The organism is Ectopseudomonas khazarica, from assembly GCF_004521985.1.
Classification (GTDB): Bacteria; Pseudomonadota; Gammaproteobacteria; order Pseudomonadales; family Pseudomonadaceae; genus Aquipseudomonas; species Aquipseudomonas khazarica.
Genome location: NZ_SBHZ01000021.1, coordinates 1 through 18,311, shown reverse-complemented (window position 1 = coordinate 18,311; position 18,311 = coordinate 1). Strand labels below are relative to the sequence as shown.

Below are 18,311 nucleotides of genomic sequence, written 5' to 3'. Positions count from 1 at the left end.
TTCTAGAGAACATTTTGCATGTTGTAAATCTGTTCTCTAGAGCAAATGAGGCAAGAAGATTTGTTCTAGAGAACAAGGAGTTAATTAAAATCTGTTCTAGAGAACATTTTTGCTAAGCTAATTTGTTCTAGAGAACAGATTGCTAAGTTTAGATTTGTGCTAGAGAACAAATCTTGTACTAGAATTCTGTTCTCTTTGTTAACACCAGCTTCGCTGAATGAAGCCAGTGGTAGCCTTGTTCGAGGGAGGAGTGGGGAAATGGACGTTCGAAAACCGGGAAGTCTGGGTGAGTTCTATATGGGCTGGCAGCAATACGCTGATGCGTTTCTTGTTGCATGCAAAGAATCAGGAGTGAAGCCGGCAGGGATTAAGCCTTCTAACGGCTATCTACGTATAGATTGCAGTGGGTTGCCCGAACACTTAGTCATTCTTGCTGATGCTGTAGAGCGAGCGACTGACGGTATATGTCAGTTTTGTGGTGCTACGAGCGCCATTGAACGAATAGAGCAGGGCTGGGTATGGAAGCTCTGCAAGCCATGCATCAATGCCAGGGGGCAGAAAACACGCCCTGAGTGCGTGCTGGATCACTGAACATTCAGGCCTGCCAAGCCCGACTTTTCTCAGTTAGCCACAGCCTTTTCAGGAACAACTTGTTTACACATTCACATAAGTGTACGCACATTGTTCTGCATGACCACCAAGCAACCACCACTGGATTTTTTAGCCGAAGGCTGTAAAAATATTTGACACAAGTGCCTAATTCTGAAATTTCTCGTTATTTGCATGTTATAATATAAGCATGCAAACATAATAATAAGAAGAAGAGGCTATTATGGAAGATGTAGAAAAAGGATGGCTATGGATAAGAGAGCTAAAGAATTCAGTATGCTTTTATCGCGTAGTGTTTGGTGAAAAGAGAGAGCGTGTTCTTGCAGTGCCGTACACTGAAGTAATGGCTCGTCAGCGCGAGATTCGCAATCACTTTAAAAGTTTGAAGAGCGCTGCAAAGCTAAATAAGTATTTCAGCACATTCGAATTCAGACACAAAGAAAAGCTCGTAGATAAAAAAGCTTATCTGACGCCGGCACAGATCATTGAAAACATGGTGTTGATCGAAGAGTCACTTGCTGAGCTAGTAAAAGCAGATCCGAAATGCAAAAAACCTGAAAACAGGCAGGCTGGCTATGAGACATGGCGACAATGGTCAAAGATCAGACCGTATCTCAACACTCTCGGCGGCTGGAACATCAAAGAATCTGACTCACAAAAGGCCCTTGGTTGGGGCACCGCAGGGAGGAGAAATCAGGGTGGACAAGAAACCTAACCGCACTGGCTTCCTCGCCGGCCAGCTCACATTTGGCGACGACTTCGACACCCTCGGCCAGGCCGAGATCGAAGCTGGCTTCTTCGGCGAGCCAGATCCCGCCCCCGCCACTGCATCCGAATTGGCAACAACAGAGGAGGAGAGCCAGCGCTGCCAGGTCTGTGGCTTCCCAGCCATCGCTGGCCACGTCCAGGGCGAGGTTAATGGTGAGCGATATAGTCTGCTGATCTGCCCAGGCTGCCTGAAGCACGCTGTTCTGTGTTTGAGAGACAGCCACCGGCAGTGCCGCCTATTTGATGACGATTTCGAGATTGAGGAGCTGTGCCGTTTTGGCAAGGCTCCAGAAATCCTGGAGGGTGAGGCCAAGGACTGGGAGCGGATGAAGCCAGTGGGGCGAGAGTTCGGAGCTGGAAGCGATGAGTAATATGCCTCGTCGCATCATGCGATTGAAAGAAGTTATGCATGTGAGTGGGCTTGGCCGAAGCTCTATCTATAGTTACATCGCGTCTGGGAGGTTTCCGAAGTCCAGGAAGCTCGGCGGCGGAATTGTTGGCTGGGACAGCTTGGAGGTTCAGCGGTGGGTTGATGCTGTGCTTGATGGGCAAGAATGGAAGCCGCTAGAGACTGATCTCGCTGTACAGAAATGAAAAAAGGCACCGGGTGAGGGTGCCTTTTCATAAGTCGGCGGCCATAGGACCTCCTTCCAGATTCTATCGAGATGACATCCAGTCATTCAGGTCGCTTAGCCTCCAGGCTACGCTTTTGCTGCCAAGCTGGACGCGTTTCGGGAATTTCCCGTCCTGCTCCAAGCGCCAGATCGTGCTCCTGCTGAGGCCGATCATTTCTGCTACCGCGCCGAATCTCAAAAATTTATCTTGTTGTTGTACCGCTACTGCTGCTCCCATCGTTGCCCTCCCTTTGGCATATAATATGTCATTAATTATATTGCTAGCAGTGGTTATGGTCAATAGCGTCCTGCTTTGTCAATCCCTATTTTTTACGTTCCAAGACGCCCAATAGGGATGACAAATGCATTGTCGGGCTGGAGGCTAGGCTCTATGCTGGCTCTTGCCGTTCGTCTGGTCTTTTGTAGTATTTTTTCACGAGACCAAGCATGCCAATCTCGTCGTCGGGCTCTCGCAGATAGTCCTTGTCCAGCTCTTTCAGGAACTCCTCTCCATCAGGGCCTGTGATTACAGAAAGCGCTTCGCTGAGCAGATACCATGCCCTCTTCATTTCTTTCTCATAATCGTGGTGATGGTAGGTTGCTTTAGTCTTGTTCCCCTCGGCGTGATTAAGGCATCGCTCAGAAACCTCGGTCGGAATGCCAAGCTGCTGCATGAGCGTTGAGCCTGACCGGCGAAGATCATGCGTTTTCCACTGTTGTCCGCCAACGAGGAGCGACTGTGTCTCAATCGTCCGGCCTGTTGCAGCCTCCTTCCCATCAGGGAGCTGGCGGTCGCGAGCATGGTTCGTTGCGGCTTTTCGGTTGATCGGTTTCTCGGGATCTCGGCCTGGGTAGCACCAGGCAGTTTGGCCGGTCAGAGTTTTCAACTCTTCAAATAGGCCGATTGAATAAGCGGAAAGATTTACGGTGATCTGGCGCCCCGATTTTGTGCGTGCAGCAGGAATGGTCCAGGTGCGCTTACCCCAGTCAAACTCAGACCAAGCAGCTTGACACAGCTCGTTAATGCGGCATGTCATTGAGATCTGAAGCATGTAGATGATGTGTGTCACACGATTGAGGCTAGATGCCCAGAGAGCTTGATTAAGCTCCCTTATCTCACGCGGGGTTAGTACACGGTCACGTGGCTTCGACGCCTTGCCGATGTCTTTCTTGCTTATCGCTTCGGCAGGGTTGACGCTGATCACCTTGCGTTTAACAGCAAATGCAAACATCTGTTTCATGTCACTGAAAATTGACTGAGCCATCCTGTTCACACCGCGTTCAAGGATAGTGTCGGTCACGTGATGAATTTCAGCAGCAGTGATGTCCTTCATCTCCATTGCTCCTAGGAGGGGTAGAACATCTTTTTCAAATTGCCGGCGCAGCTCTTTGCCGCCATCTTTGCGGCCCTTGGGCAGAGCTGATTTCATCCATCGGTCGAAGAAATCGCTGACCGTTACGCGAGAAGCCTCTTCTATTGCTTTTGCCTTGGCAGCTTCGACCTTGCGTTCTGCCTCGGCTTTCTTCTCTGCGACCGGATCTGCTCCACGAGCAACATCTGATTTCACCTGTTGCGCTGCCTTTCTGGCTTCGGTGACGGTGACTTCCGGGAAGAGGCCCAGGGGAAGTCTGTTTTTGACCAGATTTTCACCGGAGCCAACACTGTATCTCAGCGCCCAAGCCTTCTTGCCGCTTGGGTTGACGCGAAGCTGCAAACCAGGGATCTTGGAGTCGATCAGCTCGTACTGCTTTTCTTCCGGCTTCGCATTTCTGCAAAACGTCGCAGCGCGCTCAGCGTGTTCCGGAATCCTCTCTCTAGCCATGCCACCTCCGAGTTTATTGGAGGCTAATTCTAGGTTACTACCCCGCTATCTCCAAAAATAGGGTCCGTATAGGGTCCATTGGATGTCACGAAACCGGGTGATTCGTAGTGAAACAAGAATCTCCTAGAGCCTACGGTGCGCAGCCTTCTAGGCCCCGTGGCGCTTGGTCAGGATGGGCTTTTATGATCAGTCGTGAACAGATAGAAGCCTTGCATGGGGTGCAAGGGGTAGAGTGTTCGAATCACTCCGTTCCAACCAAATAACGCCAACGAAAACAGCCAGTTGAGCAATCACTGGCTGTTTTCGTTTTTGAGCTACGAGCATTCCTGGCGATTGAGGTGATATCCAGATCGACGCCGCTTCAGGTCAGATTTGCGTACTCGGAAAATGAGTCAGCGAGCGTCTGGCTGGCAGCAGACGTTGAAGGACGCAGGATAAAAACCTCGCCAGCAAGCGAGGCTATGACGGGGCCCTCAATCAACCGCTTCCTTGCGTGCCGGCGATAGCGAAAAGTCCAGGGCTTCGGCGAGCAGTTCCTGGTCGCGCTCGCCGGTGAGTTGACCGACCAGCTCCCACTGCTGGTCCAGTTCCTCGTTGATGGCTTGCATGCGTTCGATCATGCGTTTGGCAGACTTCTGCACAGTGGCGTCCTGGCTCTGCAGCTGATCGAAGGCCATGGCCGTCAGGGAGGCCGTCATGTGGGTCATGCTGCGAGCCATCAGGCCCAGTAGCTGCAGTAGCTGCTCTTCCTTGGCAGACATTGCGTGCTCCTATCGAGTCCAGGCTCCAGCTTAGCTGAATGGCCCGGAGTTCAGTTACGCATGTGTGTAAGCCTATTTCCATAGTTGAGGTACTACGTTGGCCCCAGTCTATTCGGACTTGTCTGGCGGGGCCGAGGTGTCCGAATAGCCCAGCCCTGATCAGCTCGAATCGACTCGCCGTGGATACGCGGTGTGCAGCTCTGCTTGCCGGCAATAGCGGCTCAGACCCGGCCTAGAAGGAGGCCAGCCTCTTTTCCATGGGCTGGAAAATCAGCCCGGCGAACTCGCCAACTTCGCCGGTCAGGATGAATCCATAGCGCTCGTAAGCTTTCACCGAAGACAGCGCAGCTCTCACCGTCAGCACGTCGCCTCTGGCATGTTCCATTGCCGCGTCGATCAGGCGTCTGCCGATGCCTTTGCGCTGGCAATCCGGCGCCACGAACAGCATCGCCACATGGCGTCCTTCCTTGAGTTCGATCAGTCCCGTCAGTGCGCCATCTTCCAGGCAGCCGAGCATGAGGTTGTCACCGGCCATGCGTTCGGCGAACGCCGATGCGTCTGCCAGCTTGCTGAAGGTCTCCACGCCCTGGGGTGGCAGCGAGGGCGCGACCGCCAGCATGAATGCGTCCATGCACAGGGTGCTGGCGCTGGGGAGGTCGTCGCGGGTCAGTTCACGGATCTGCATCCTGTTCATCCTTGTCCGGGCAGGTCTGGTTTCAAATACGGGGGCGCTGCTGGCGGGAAGCGGGGCTTGCTGTTCCCGGCGCCTTGCGATTGCGCTCAAGTCGACGTCTTGCCCGCCGACTAAACGGTGTAACGCCGTGCCTGTTCATCTATAACTCAGGGTAGGCATCTGGCGCGGGTATCCTGGCCAGGGCGCTTGTACGCAGATTGCACAGGCGATGGAGTATCGCAGCAACTGATCCTGCTGGTGGAACTAGGAGCGTTCGTAAGCAGTTCTGGTAGCCCCTTGTAGTGTCCCTCCCAAGTAGGAGTAATCGCATGGCTTTGGTCCCCGTTAGACTGTCCCAGCGCTTGACCCTGGGTTGCATCGTGCTTCTGATTCTCACCGCGCTGGCGGTGTTCTCGGTAATGGCCTTGCGTGGGCAGCCCCGTGTGGTAGCGGCCAGTGGTGAGCTGATCGAGCAAACCGGCAGCGCCATCGTGCGCCAGTTGGCGTTGCAGCTGGCGCGTATAGAGGGGGTGACGGCCAGCCTCGCGCATCTGGCCGAGGTGCTGCCGCGTGAGGAGGCGCTGTATCGCGATAGCCTGCCCAATCTGATCGACAATCAGGGGGACCGGGCGATCGCCGGTGGTGGCGTCTGGCCCGAGCCAAATGCCTTCAGTGACGGCGTCGAGCGCCGCAGTTTCTTCTGGGCGCGTGGGGCTGATGGTCGCCTGAGTTACTCGGACGATTACAACGCGGCAGACGGGCCTGGCTATCACAACGATGCCTGGTACACCGGCGCCCGTAGCAGCAAGCTCGGCCAGTGCCTCTGGTCGGAGGCCTATCAGGATGCGGTGACGGGTGTGCCGATGGTCACCTGTAGCGTGCCATACCAGCTGAGTGGCCGCTTTGCCGGCGTCGCCACGCTGGACCTGTTGCTGGATGATCTGGCGCGCTTTCTGACCGAGCAGGGCAAAGTCACCGATGGCTATGCCTTCGCGCTCGATCAGGCCGGCAACGTGCTGCATTTTCCGGGCATGACCGGCGGCAAGGGTGGCGCGATGGTCAAGTTCGCCGACCTGGCGCAGCAGCACGGCTGGCTCAAGCCGATTCAGGATGCGTTGAGCGGCGGCAGCGCCGGGGGCATTCGCAACATTGATCTCGAACAGGATGAGCAGCTCAACCAGGCCAGTCGCGTCAGTCTGTTCGTGATGCCGGACACCGGCTGGGTCATCGGCCTGGCGACGCCGCAGGAGCGGGTCACGGGCCTGGCCCATGCGCTGACCTGGGAAATTCTGCTGTTCCTGTTGCCCTTGCTGGCGGTGCTGCTGGCACTGGCCTGGCTGGCAGGGCGCAAGTTGATCGGCCAACTGGAGGAAACCACTGCGCAGATCGATTCGCTGGGGCGCGGCTCGGCCAGCCGTGATGTCGAGTTGAGCGTGGAGCGCGAAGACGAAATCGGCGCACTGCGCCACGCGGTCAACCGCTACGCCGGGCAGTTGCGCACCATGCTCCAGCGCATTGCCGAGGAAGCCGATCACCTGCAGGCCGAGGCCGCGCAGCTGGGCGGCCTGAGCAGCACCCTGGCGGGGCGTGCCGAACAGCAGCGGCAGGAGAACACCCAGTTGGCTGCCGCGATCACCGAGATGTCGTCGAGTGCGCAGGAGGTGGCGCAGAACACCAATGACTGCGCCGACACCGCGCAGAGTTCGTTGGTCGTCGTGCAGCAGGGGCAGCAGAAGGTTGCATCCAACAGTGCGGCGATCAAGGCACTGTCCACGGAAATGGCAGGTGCGGCCTCGGTGATCAGCCAGCTGGAGAAAGACAGCCAGCAGGTAGGGGCGGTGCTGGATGTGATCAAGGCCATTTCCGAGCAGACCAATCTGCTGGCCCTGAACGCGGCCATCGAGGCTGCGCGTGCCGGTGAGCAAGGCCGTGGATTCGCGGTGGTGGCCGATGAGGTGCGCACCCTGGCGGGCAAGACTCAGTCATCGGCCAATGAAATCGGCACCATGATCAGTGCGCTGCAGCAGGCGTCACGCCAGGCGGTGCAGGCGATGCAGGCGGGGGAGGCGCGCACGGAGCATGCGGTGGTCGAGGCCGAAGGCGCCGCCTCGGCGCTCTCCAGTTCGGTACAGAGCTTCGACGATATCTCCCAGCGCGCCCAGCAGATCGCCGTGGCGGCGCAGCAGCAGAGCCACGTCACTCAGGAGATCAACGAACTGGCGGTGCGCATCCACAGCATCAGCGAGGAGAACGCTCGCGATGCCCAGGCGCTGGATGAGGTCAGTAGCGCCATGCAGGCGCTGTCGTCCCGCTTGACCGGGTTGAGCCGGGGCTAGCCAGTCGCGTTTCGGGGCTCGGCGCCGGTCCGCAGCCCTGAAGCTCCGCCGAGCTTTCTGAAAAAAGCGCGACTTGGGCAAAGACCCTCTATTCTTAGAGTGATGCCACCTTAAGGGAATGGCTCAGCAGCGGTGGGCTGTCAGCAGTGATCGTCGGCATCTAGGGAAACGCGCTTCATTCGGGCAGCTCTTTCCTGATCGACAACGGTTCTGTGGCCTCGCTATTGGTACGTCCAGATGGACCAGATCCTATCCCTCCTGTCGGAAACCGTTCCCCAGGCCCGCTCCCTGGAACAGTTGGCTCGCCCTCTGCTGGCGCTGCTCGGCCAGCTCACGGGCATGGAGTCGACCTACCTGACGACCATCAACCTTGAACAAGGCTTTCAACGGGTCGAGATCGCCCGCAACACGGGGCCGATGGTCATCCCCGAAGGGCTCGTGGTGCCCTGGGCTGACACCCTGTGCAAGCGGGCTCTGGAAGAGAATCGTCCGTACTCGGACAACGTTGCGGAGTGCTGGGGCGATTCCGACGCCGCCCAGGCGCTGGGGATCAAGACCTACCTGAGTGCGCCCATCCGTTCCCAGGCCGGCCATGTGCTGGGTACGGTCTGCGCGGCAAGTTCGCAGCAGGTCGCCTGTTCGCCCAAGGTCGAACCGGTGCTGCGCTTGCTGGCGACGCTGCTGGGCTACTTTCTGGAGCGCGAGCTGCTGGTCGAGCAACTCCAGGCCGCCAACGCCGAGCTGGCCACGCTTGCCCTGATCGATCCTCTCACCGGCCTCGCCAATCGGCGCGCCATCCTGCGCGACCTGGAGCATCTGTATGCCCTGGCGCAGCGGGATAACAGGTACGTGCTGATCGGGGTCATCGACCTGGACGGGTTCAAGCTCATCAATGACGTCTATGGCCACCAGGCCGGCGACCACTTTCTCCGGGGCGTGGCCAGCCAGCTCAAGCGCAGCCTGCGCAACAGTGACAGCGTCGGCCGCGTTGGCGGTGACGAGTTCATCGTCATCGCCCAGGGCGCATCGCCGGAAAGCGCGGCCCTGGACCAGGAGCTGAGTAGCGCCGCCAGCCTGATGCAGGAGCGCCTGAGTCGCGCGACGATCGGGCGCTACCCGTTGGGCGATGGCGTGGAAGCCCTCGACTATCAGGGCGCAAGCGTCGGGGTGGCCGCCGTGATGCCCGCCGAGACCAGCGCCGAGGAGGCCATCATCCTGGCGGATGGCGAGATGTATCGCGTCAAGCAGCAACGCAAGCGTCAGCGCTCATAGGCGCGGCGCACCGAGCGACTCCTGCAGCCATCGCGCACCTTGTCCGAAAATGCTGGCAAACTTGCGCTTCGATTCTCGACAGGAGTTAGTCGATGTCCGTCAGCCCGGAGCTGTCGCCAGGCCTCATTGTGATTCACGGTAACCACCTCGAAGAGCTGCGTGCGCTCTCGGTGGCGTGGATGCGCCGCTATCCGCTGCGGCCGCTGGAGAATGAGGTGCTGCTGGTGCAGAGCAACGGCATCGCGCAGTGGCTCAAGCTGGCGCTGGCCGAACGCGATGGCTGCGGGATCGCGGCGGCGCTGGATGTCGACCTGCCTGCGCGCTTTCTCTGGCAGGCCTATCGCAGCGTCCTGGGGCGTGATGCGATTCCCCAGCAGTCGCCGCTGGACAAGGCGCCGCTGACCTGGCGCCTGATGCGTCTGTTGCCGCAGCTGCTGAATGACGACGCGTTCGCTCCGCTGCGGCGCTTTCTGGCCGATGACCAGGACCTGCGCAAGCGCTACCAGTTGGCCGAGCGCCTGGCGGATCTGTTCGACCAGTACCAGGTCTACCGCGCCGACTGGCTGGAAGACTGGGCCAGCGGCCAGGATCGTCTGCGCACGTCGCGGGGCGGCGAGCGCCCCCTGGATGACGCGTCGCTCTGGCAGCCCGCATTGTGGCGTGCGCTGCTGGCGGATGTCGGGCAGGAACACCTGGCCGAAAGTCGCGCCGGGGTGCACCCGCGCTTCGTCGCCCGCCTGGGGGAACTGGACAGCCGGCCTGCGGGCCTGCCCCGGCGCATCACGGTATTCGGTATTTCCTCGTTGCCCGCGCAGATGCTGGAGGCGCTGGCGGCCATGGCGCGCTTCAGCCAGGTGATGCTCTTCGTGCACAACCCCTGTCAGCATCACTGGGGCGATATCGTCGAGGACAAGGACCTGCTACGCCACGAGTACCGTCGCCAGCGGCGCAAGGGCAATCCCGCCGGGCAGATCGGCCTGTTCGACGAGGCGGAGATGCACCAGCACGCCCAGCCGTTGCTGGCCGCCTGGGGCAAGCAGGGGCGTGACTACATCAACCTGCTGGATCAGTACGACGAGCCGCAGCGCTACCGCGAGCAGTTCGAGCGCATCGACCTGTTCAGCCCCGCTGCGCAAGGCGGCCTGCTGGGCCAGGTGCAGAACGACATCCTCGATCTGCGCCCGCTCGAGGAAAGCCGGCGCATCTGGCCGGCGCTGCGGCCCGGAGAGGATCAGTCGTTGCGTTTCCACGTCGCGCACAGTGCCCAGCGCGAGGTCGAGGTGCTGCACGACCAGTTGCTGGACCGCTTCAGCAGCGACCCGAGCCTGCGTCCGCGCGATGTGATCGTCATGGTGCCCGACGTCAACACCTACGCCCCGCACATTCAGGCGGTGTTCGGCCAGTTCGCCAGCGACGATCCGCGTTTCATTCCCTTCACCCTGGCCGACCAGGGGCTGCGCGGCAAGGAGCCCATGGCGATCGCGCTGGAGCACCTGCTGCGTTTGCCGGAGAGCCGCTTCAGCGTCAGCGAGGTGCTGGACCTGCTGGATGTGGCGGCGCTGCGTGCGCGCTTCGCCATCAGCGAGGAAGCGCTGCCGACCCTGCGCCGCTGGCTGGAGGGCGCCGGCATCCGCTGGGGGCTGGACGCCGCGCAGCGCGAGACGCTTGGCGTGGGCCACGGCCTGGAGCAGAACACCTGGCGTTTCGGCCTGCGTCGCATGCTGCTGGGTTACGCGGTCGGGCGTGGCCAGGCCTACGCCGACATCGAGCCGTTCGATGAGATCGGCGGGCTGGATGCCGCGCTGATCGGCCCGCTCAACCGCCTGCTCGATGCGCTCGACGCGTTGCTGGAGAACCTGCGCGAGCCGGCCAGTCCAGGCGCCTGGGGCGAGCGTTTGCGCAGTCTGCTCGAGGCGTTCTTCCTCGCTCAGGACGAGCGCGACGAGGTGCTGCGCAATCAGTTGCTGGAGGCGCTGGACACCTGGCTCGAGCTCTGCGAAGGCGCCGCGATGGAAGAGCCACTGCCGTTGGCGGTGGTGCGCGAAGCCTGGCTCGCCGGGCTGGACCAGGGGCGGCTGAGCCAGCGCTTCCTTGCCGGCGCGGTGAACTTCTGCACGCTGATGCCCATGCGCGCGATTCCGTTTCGTCACGTCTGCCTGCTGGGCATGAACGACGGCGACTACCCGCGCAGCCAGACGCCGCTGGATTTCGATCTGATGGCCGGCGACTACCGCCCTGGTGACCGCTCCCGGCGTGAGGACGATCGCTATCTGTTGCTGGAGGCGCTCCTCGCCGCGCGTGACCACCTCTATATAAGCTGGGTGGGGCGCAGCGTGCGTGATAACAGCGAGCGACCGCCCTCGGTGCTGATCGGCCAGCTGCGTGATCACCTGGCCAGCGCCTGGCGCCTGGAGGACGGTGGCGATCTGCTGCACGCGCTGACCACCGAGCATCCCTTGCAGCCTTTCAGCCGTCGCTACTTCGCCGGCGACGCGTCGCTCTACAGCTATGCCCATGAATGGGCGGCGCTGCATGGCCAGCTGCCGGAGGCGCAAGGCGCTGATGCGCTGCCGGCCTGGGAGGAGGGCGGCACGCTCACGCCCGAGCTGTTGCAGAGCTTCCTGCGCGACCCGGTCAAATGCTTCTTCACGCGCCGGCTCAAGGTGCACCTGGATGAACAGGCCCAGCGTCAGCTGGACACCGAACCCTTCGCCCTGGACGGCCTGCAGCGCTACCAGTTGCAGGAGCACCTGCTCAAGGCGGCGCTGCTGGCCGAGGAGGAGGCACCCGAAGCGGCACTGATGGTCGCGGCCGAGCGCTTGCGCCGCAGCGGGGTGTTGCCGCTGGCAGGCTTTGGCGAGCAATACCGGCAGGCGCTCCTGGCGCCACTGCCTGCGCAGGTTCTGCGATATCGCGCGCTGGCTGAACGCTGGCCGCATGCCCTCGAGTCGCCCTTGCCGCTGCATTTCGTTCAGGCCGATGTGCTGCTGGACGGCTGGTTGAACGGCCTGCGCCGCAATGCTGACGGCGCCCTGGCCAGCCTGCAGGCAGTACCGGGGGCGCTGGCCAAGGAGGGCGCGTGGAAGTGGCACCGCCTGCTGCGGCCTTATGTGTTGCATGTGATCGCGGCAGCCTGCGAGCTGCCGCTGACCACCTTGCTCGTCGGGGAAGACCGTTCGCTGGCCTTCGACCCTGTACCTGTCGAGCAGGCTCGCGAGATCCTCACGGCCTGGCTGCAGGGCTGGGGCGAGGGCATGCGCGCGCCGCTGCCGGTCGCGCTGAAAACCTCGCTGGCCTGGCTGCATGACGGCAACGAGGACAAGGCGCGTGCGGTGTACGAGGGGGGATTCAACATGACCGGTGAGGTGGCGGGTAGCGCCAGTCTGACGCGGCAGTTCCCCGACTTCACCTGCCTGACGGCCGATGGCGCGTTTGCCGAGTGGAGCGAGCGCCTGTACCGGCCTCTGCTCGACAGTGCCCCGCGCGCGCTCGAGGAGGTGCAGCCATGAGCGCCGTTCAACGTCCGCTGGCCCTGCGCTTTCCGCTGCACGGCAGTCGCCTGATCGAGGCCAGTGCCGGCACGGGCAAGACCTACACCATTTCCGCCCTGTACCTGCGGCTGATTCTCCGTCATGGCGATGACGCGGCGTTCGCCGAACCCTTGCTGCCGCCGCAGATCCTGGTGGTGACCTTCACCGATGCCGCCACCCGCGAGCTGCGTGACCGCATCCGTGCCCGCCTGGTGGAGGCGGCGAGTGTGTTCCGCGGTGACGGCCAGGGCGATGCCTTGCTGGCTACGCTGCGCGATGACTTCGACGTCGCCCTGTGGCCCGATTGCGCCCGGCGCCTGGAGCTGGCCGCGCAGTGGATGGACGAGGCGGCCGTCTCCACCATTCATGGTTGGTGCCAGCGCATGCTGCGTGAGCATGCCTTCGACAGCGGCAGCCTGTTCAGCCAGACCCTGGAGACCGATCACAGCGAGCTGCTGGCCGAGGTCGTGCGCGACTACTGGCGGCAGCATTGCTACCCCCTGCAGGGCGCGGCACTGAACTGGGTCGCACAGCAGTGGGGCACGCCGGACGGGCTTGGCGTGCGCCTGCGTCCGTTGCTCGGGGAGACGGCCGAGGTTTCCCCGCAAACGCTCGGCGCCTTGCTCGACCAGGCATTGAGTGCCCGCGAAGTTGAGCTGGCGGCGCTGAAGGCGCCCTGGCCGGAATGGATCGAAGAGCTGCAGCTGTTGCTCGACCAGGCCGTCGCCGACAAGCAGGTGGACGCGCGCAAGATCCAGGCGCGCTACTACAACCCGTGGCTGCACAAGCTGCGGGAGTGGGCGAGCGGTGAGGAGGCCGTGGTCGATCTGGGAACCGGCTTCAAGCGCCTGACGCCCGATGGCCTGGCGGAAGCCTGGAAGGGCGAGGCGCCGCAGCATCCGGCACTGCTGGCCATGGCCGAGCTGGAGGCGCGCCTGGGCGCACTGAGCGATCCGGGCGAGGCGGCGTTGCGTCATGCCGCCGCCTGGGTGCACGCGCGTTTCGACTGGGAGAAACACCAGCGCGCCGAGATGGGCTTCGACGACATGCTCACCCGACTCGATGTCGCCTTGCAGGGCGAGAACGGGCCGCGCCTGGCGGAGGTCATCCGCCGCCAGTTCCCGGTCGCGATGATCGACGAGTTCCAGGACACCGATCCGCTGCAGTACCGCATCTTCGACACCCTCTACCAGGTCGAGGCCAACCGCGAGGACTGCGGGCTGTTCATGATCGGCGACCCCAAACAGGCCATCTATTCCTTCCGCGGCGCCGACATTCACACCTACCTGCGCGCACGCCGCGCGACCCACGGGCGCCACTACAACCTGGAAACCAACTTCCGCTCCAGCCAAGCCATGGTCGATGCGGTCAATGCGCTGTTCCTGGCAGCGGAGCGACGTGAGACCGGCGCCGGCGCCTTCCTGCTGCGTGATGATCTGCCGTTCATCGAGGTCGGTGCGCAGGGGCGCAAGGAATGCTGGACGGTCCAGGGCCAGGAGCAGCCGGCGCTGACACTGTGGCACCTGAGCACGGATGAGCCGCTGTCGAAGAAGGCCTACGTGGAGGCGCTGGCGGGTGCCGCCGCCAGCGAGATCGTCGCGCTGCTCGACCAGGGGCAGAAGCAGCGGGCCGGCTTCCTGCGCGGCGGTGAATTGAGCGCGCTGCAGCCCAGTGACATCGCCGTGCTGGTGCGTGACTTCAGCGAGGCGCAGGCGATTCGCGGTGAGCTGGGCGCGCGCGGGGTGCGCAGCGTTTACCTGTCGGACAAGGATTCGGTATTCGCCGCCCAGGAGGCGCGTGACCTGCTGCTGTGGTTGCGCGCCTGCGCCGAGCCGGATCAGGACCGCCCGCTGCGCGCGGCCCTGGCCAGCGCCACGCTGGGCTTGCCACTGAGCGAGCTGGAGTGCCTCAACCTCGATGAGCGCAGCTGGGAGCGGCGCGTCATGCAGTTTCGCGGCTATCGCCAGTGCTGGCAGCGCCAGGGCGTGTTGCCGATGCTGCGCCTGCTGCTGCAGGACTTCAGCCTGCCGCAACGCCTGATGGGGCAGGACGATGGCGAGCGGGTGCTGACCAACCTGCTGCACCTGGCCGAGCTGTTGCAACAGGCCTCCAGCGAACTGGACGGCGAGCAGGCGCTGATCCGCCACCTCGGCGAGCTGCTGGCCGGCGAGGGGCAGGGCGCTGACGAACAGGTATTGCGCCTGGAAAGCGACGAGGCGCTGGTGCGGGTGGTGACCATCCACAAGTCGAAGGGCCTGGAGTATCCCCTGGTATTCCTGCCATTTATCTGCGGCTTCCGTCCGCTGGATGAGAAGAAGCCGCTGCTGGTGCAGGACGGCGAACGCCGCCGCGTGCTGCTCAAGGCGGACGAGGAGGCCTTCGAGCGTGCCGAGCGAGAGCGTCTGGGCGAGGACCTGCGCCTGCTCTACGTGGCGCTGACCCGCGCGCGGCATGCCTGCTGGCTGGGTGTGGCGGATCTGAAGATCGGCAACGCCAGGAAGTCGCGGCTACACCAGTCCGCACTCGGCTATCTGCTGGGCGGTGGTGAGGCGCTGGCGCAAAGCGCCGATCTCGAGGGCTGGTTGCGCGCCTTCGGCAGCGCTGCCGGCACTCGTCTGCAGGCGCCGCCCGAGGTGAGCGACACGCGCTATCAGCCACAATCAGCCGCTGCCTTCCAGGCGCAATGGCGAACGCCGGCTCGGCGTGCTGCCGAGCACTGGTGGATCGCCTCGTACAGTGCACTGCGCCTGGACGAGGGCGAGCAGCGCAGCGCCCAGCGTCACGAAGATGCGGCGCCGGACAGCGCGGCCATCCAGAACGCCACGGATGATGAAGGCGCGGTGCTGGAGCAGCCCGGCATGCCGGTGTCTGCGCAGGGCTTGCACCGTTTTCCGCGCGGGCCCAGCCCAGGCACCTTCCTCCACGGATTGCTCGAGCTGGCCGCCAGCGAAGGGTTCGCGCACTGCCTCGAGCAGCCCGAGGTCATGCGTGACCTGCTGGCCCGACGCTGCCAGCGACGAGGCATGCAGGGCTGGATCGAGCCGTTGCAGCACTGGCTGGCGCAACTGCTGGCGCAGCCCTTGCGCCTGGCCGAAGGCCGCGTGGCCAGCCTGGCGCAGCTGGATGACTACCAGTCGGAGCTGGAGTTCTGGTTCGAGGCGCGCCAGGTCGATGTGCGACGCCTCGATGCGCTGGTGCAGCGCTTCGAGCTGCCCGGCCTGGCCCGCCAGCCGCTGCGGGCCGACACGCTCAATGGCATGTTCAAGGGATTCATCGACCTGACGTTCGAGTATCAGGGGCGTTATTACGTGCTCGATTACAAATCCAACTGGCTGGGCGCTGACGACAGCGCATACACCACCGAGGCGATGGCCGAGGCGGTGGCCAGTCACCGTTACGACCTGCAGTACGTGCTTTATGTGCTCGCCCTGCACCGGCAGCTGCGTTTGCGGTTGGCCGACTACGACTATGACCAGCATCTGGGCGGCGCCCTCTATCTATTCCTGCGCTCGCCGCACAACGGGCAGTACCTGGCCCGTCCGCCACGGGCACTGATCGAGCAGCTCGACGCGCTCTTTGTCGGCGATGCCGGGGAGGTGCCGGCATGAGTGCGGTATTGCAGACGCGGGAGGCGCTCTTCGAGATGCTGGCCCGCTGGAGCGAGCAGGGCTGGCTGCGCGAACTGGACCGTTCACTGGCGCAGTTCTTCGGCGGGCTGGATGAAACGGCTTCGCCGCTCATGTTGCTGGCCACCGCGCTGGCCAGCCATCAGCTGGGCCAGGGGCACGTGTGTCTGGACCTGGCGGTCACCCTGAACGATCCGGACTTCGCACTCTCGCTGCCGCCGGAGGGCGAGGAGGCCGAACAGGGGCTGGCGTTGCCATCGCAGGTGCTGCAGTCGGTAAGCCTGGAGCAGTGGCTGGATGCTTGCCGGGCCAGCGCGCTGCTGGCGCCGGAGCTGGCGGCGCCACTGGTGTTGCGGGGGACCTGCCTGTACCTGCGGCGCTACTGGGACTACGAGCAAAGTGTCGCCGCGCATATCCGCAAGCGCCTGCAGGCCACGGCGCAAGAGCCGGAGCGGCTGGCCGAGCGCCTGGCCCGGTTGTTCCCGGAACCCTTGCAGGTGGCCGGTGAGCGCCAGGCGGACTGGCAGAAGCTGGCCTGCGCCCTGGCTGCATGCGGACGCTTCACCCTGATCACTGGCGGTCCGGGGACTGGCAAGACGACCACTGTCGTGCGCCTGCTGGCCCTGCTGCAAGAGGCTGCGGTGGCCGAGGGTGCTGCGCTGCGCCTGAGCCTGGCGGCGCCGACCGGCAAGGCTGCGGCACGGCTGACCGAGTCCATCGGTGGCCAGGTCGCGTCGCTGCCGCTGGATGACGCCATCAAGCAGCAGATCCCGACCACGGTGACGACCCTGCATCGCCTGCTGGGAAGCCTGCCGGACAGTCGTCATTTCCGCCACGACGCGAGCAACCCCTTGCCGCTGGACGTGCTGGTGGTGGACGAAGCCTCGATGATCGACCTGGAAATGATGGCCAACCTGCTCGATGCGCTGCCGCTGCATGCGCGACTGATTCTTCTGGGAGACAAGGACCAGCTGGCCTCGGTGGAGGCGGGGGCCGTGCTGGGCGATCTCTGCCGAGATGCCGAGCAGGGCGGCTACAGCGCGCAGACCCGGGCCTGGTTGCAGGCGCGCACGGGAGAGCAGCTGAATGATGCGTCGCTGGTCGAGGGGCAGCAGGCGCTGGCGCAGCATATCGTCATGCTGCGTCATTCCAGGCGCTTCGGTAGCGACTCCGGCATCGGCCAGCTGGCACTGGCGGTCAACGCCGGTGACGCGAGCCGTGCCAGGGGCGTGCTGGAGGCGGGGCATGACGATCTGCAGCGGCTGAAACTGGCTGGCGAGCAGGATGCCGCACTGGAACGCTTCATGCTCGATGGCGTCGCTGGCCTGGCACAGGGCTACAGGCACTATCTAGATGTGTTGCATAGGCAGCGCCCGGCCACTGACGCCCCCTCGCCGCAGTGGGACAGCTGGGCCAGGGCGGTACTGGGTGCATTCGACCGTTTCCAGCTGCTCTGCGCGGTGCGCAAGGGAAGCTGGGGCGTCGAGGAAATGAATCTGCGCATCGCCCGGGCCCTGCAGCGAGCTGGTCTGCTGGTTGCCGACCACGGCTGGTACGAGGGGCGGCCGGTGCTGGTGACGCGCAACGACTACAGCCTGGGCCTGATGAATGGCGACATCGGCATTGCACTGAACCTGCCGGATGATGAGCTGGGGCGCCAGGTACTGCGCGTGGTCTTCCCGCGCAACGATGGCAGTGGCGAGTTGCGCCATATATTGCCCAGTCGACTGAGCAGCGTGGAGACCGTGTTCGCCATGACCGTGCACAAGTCGCAGGGCTCGGAGTTCGAGCATTGCGCGCTGCTCATGCCGGATGCGCTTAACCCGGTATTGACCAAGGAGCTGGTGTACACCGGCATCACCCGTGCCCGACGCTGGTTCAGCCTGATCGAAAGCCGTGGCGGTATTTTCGAGCAGGCGGTGCTGCGCCGTGTCGAGCGTCGCAGCGGCCTGCGCGAAGCGCTGGAGGCGACCGAGTAATAAAAGTGCAATTTAAGCTTGACGCGCGTTCTGTGGGTTGTAGAATGCGCGCCACTTCAGCGATGAAGCTCTTCGAAAACTTCTTGTTAATCAATAAGTTAAGTTTAAAAGAGGGGTTGCAAAGCTGGATCTGGCGTGTAGAATGCGCGCCGGTCGACAGGGTGGTGGTTGAGTCCTGTTGGTGATTCGGTCAAGTGGATCGAAAGCGGTAGAAAAGAGGTGGTTGACAGCGGTTTTGAACGCTGTAGAATGCGCCTCCCGCTGGAGAGAAGAAGCTCTGATCGAAAGCGCAAGTGGTTGAGTAGAAAGAAAAAATTCTT

Annotated in this window: 13 protein-coding genes; 9 read left to right on the top strand and 4 right to left on the bottom strand. The window is 62.6% G+C overall.

Going from position 1 to position 18,311, the window contains the following annotated elements; all coding sequences use genetic code 11:
- The first annotated feature begins 258 nt into the window (after positions 1-258).
- The 4 genes from EPK82_RS21785 to EPK82_RS21770 all read left to right on the top strand — a co-directional run bounded on the left by EPK82_RS21785 (position 259) and on the right by EPK82_RS21770 (position 1,971).
- Positions 259-591 carry a hypothetical protein gene (locus EPK82_RS21785; RefSeq protein WP_134678004.1) on the top strand — a complete coding sequence of 111 codons (333 nt, stop codon included), beginning with the start codon at positions 259-261 and terminating at the stop codon, positions 589-591.
- Between the two features lie 241 nt (positions 592-832).
- Complete coding sequence (locus EPK82_RS21780) at positions 833-1,324, top strand: hypothetical protein (protein ID WP_134678003.1); 492 nt, start codon at positions 833-835, stop codon at positions 1,322-1,324.
- Positions 1,308-1,748 carry a hypothetical protein gene (locus EPK82_RS21775; RefSeq protein WP_134678002.1) on the top strand — a complete coding sequence of 147 codons (441 nt, stop codon included), beginning with the start codon at positions 1,308-1,310 and terminating at the stop codon, positions 1,746-1,748. Before EPK82_RS21780 ends, EPK82_RS21775 begins: the two co-directional genes overlap by 17 nt.
- Positions 1,741-1,971, top strand: coding sequence for a helix-turn-helix transcriptional regulator (locus EPK82_RS21770; RefSeq protein WP_134678001.1), 231 nt, complete (start codon positions 1,741-1,743; stop codon positions 1,969-1,971). Before EPK82_RS21775 ends, EPK82_RS21770 begins: the two co-directional genes overlap by 8 nt.
- Positions 1,972-2,034: 63 nt before the next feature.
- On the opposite strand, the gene EPK82_RS21765 is transcribed toward EPK82_RS21770, so the two are convergent.
- The 4 genes from EPK82_RS21765 to EPK82_RS21750 all read right to left on the bottom strand — a co-directional run bounded on the left by EPK82_RS21765 (position 2,035) and on the right by EPK82_RS21750 (position 5,260).
- Positions 2,035-2,229, bottom strand: a complete 195-nt coding sequence (locus EPK82_RS21765) for a helix-turn-helix transcriptional regulator (RefSeq protein ID WP_134678000.1) — start codon at positions 2,227-2,229, stop codon at positions 2,035-2,037.
- A 151-nt stretch (positions 2,230-2,380) separates the two neighbouring features.
- Positions 2,381-3,814 carry a tyrosine-type recombinase/integrase gene (locus EPK82_RS21760; RefSeq protein ID WP_134677999.1) on the bottom strand — a complete coding sequence of 478 codons (1,434 nt, stop codon included), beginning with the start codon at positions 3,812-3,814 and terminating at the stop codon, positions 2,381-2,383.
- A 473-nt stretch (positions 3,815-4,287) separates the two neighbouring features.
- The gene (locus EPK82_RS21755; RefSeq protein ID WP_037055160.1) at positions 4,288-4,575 is read right to left on the bottom strand and encodes a hypothetical protein; all 288 of its coding nucleotides are present in this window, start codon (positions 4,573-4,575) and stop codon (positions 4,288-4,290) included.
- A 232-nt stretch (positions 4,576-4,807) separates the two neighbouring features.
- On the bottom strand, positions 4,808-5,260 hold the full coding sequence (locus EPK82_RS21750; protein WP_134677998.1) for a GNAT family N-acetyltransferase: 453 nt from the start codon (positions 5,258-5,260) through the stop codon (positions 4,808-4,810).
- A gap of 317 nt (positions 5,261-5,577) precedes the next feature.
- On the opposite strand from EPK82_RS21750, the gene EPK82_RS21745 reads away from it, so the two are divergent.
- The 5 genes from EPK82_RS21745 to recD all read left to right on the top strand — a co-directional run bounded on the left by EPK82_RS21745 (position 5,578) and on the right by recD (position 17,991).
- The gene (locus EPK82_RS21745) at positions 5,578-7,584 is read left to right on the top strand and encodes a methyl-accepting chemotaxis protein (protein ID WP_134677997.1); all 2,007 of its coding nucleotides are present in this window, start codon (positions 5,578-5,580) and stop codon (positions 7,582-7,584) included.
- Between the two features lie 237 nt (positions 7,585-7,821).
- Complete coding sequence (locus EPK82_RS21740; protein WP_134677996.1) at positions 7,822-8,856, top strand: sensor domain-containing diguanylate cyclase; 1,035 nt, start codon at positions 7,822-7,824, stop codon at positions 8,854-8,856.
- 92 nt (positions 8,857-8,948) lie between these two features.
- Positions 8,949-12,365, top strand: a complete 3,417-nt coding sequence (recC, locus tag EPK82_RS21735; protein WP_134677995.1) for an exodeoxyribonuclease V subunit gamma — start codon at positions 8,949-8,951, stop codon at positions 12,363-12,365.
- Complete coding sequence (recB, locus tag EPK82_RS21730) at positions 12,362-15,994, top strand: exodeoxyribonuclease V subunit beta (protein WP_134677994.1); 3,633 nt, start codon at positions 12,362-12,364, stop codon at positions 15,992-15,994. Before recC ends, recB begins: the two co-directional genes overlap by 4 nt.
- A complete protein-coding gene (gene recD / locus EPK82_RS21725) occupies positions 15,991-17,991 on the top strand; it encodes an exodeoxyribonuclease V subunit alpha (RefSeq protein ID WP_134677993.1) in 2,001 nt (666 codons plus the stop codon). The genes recB and recD overlap by 4 nt, the downstream gene beginning before the upstream one ends.
- Positions 17,992-18,311 lie beyond the last annotated feature (320 nt).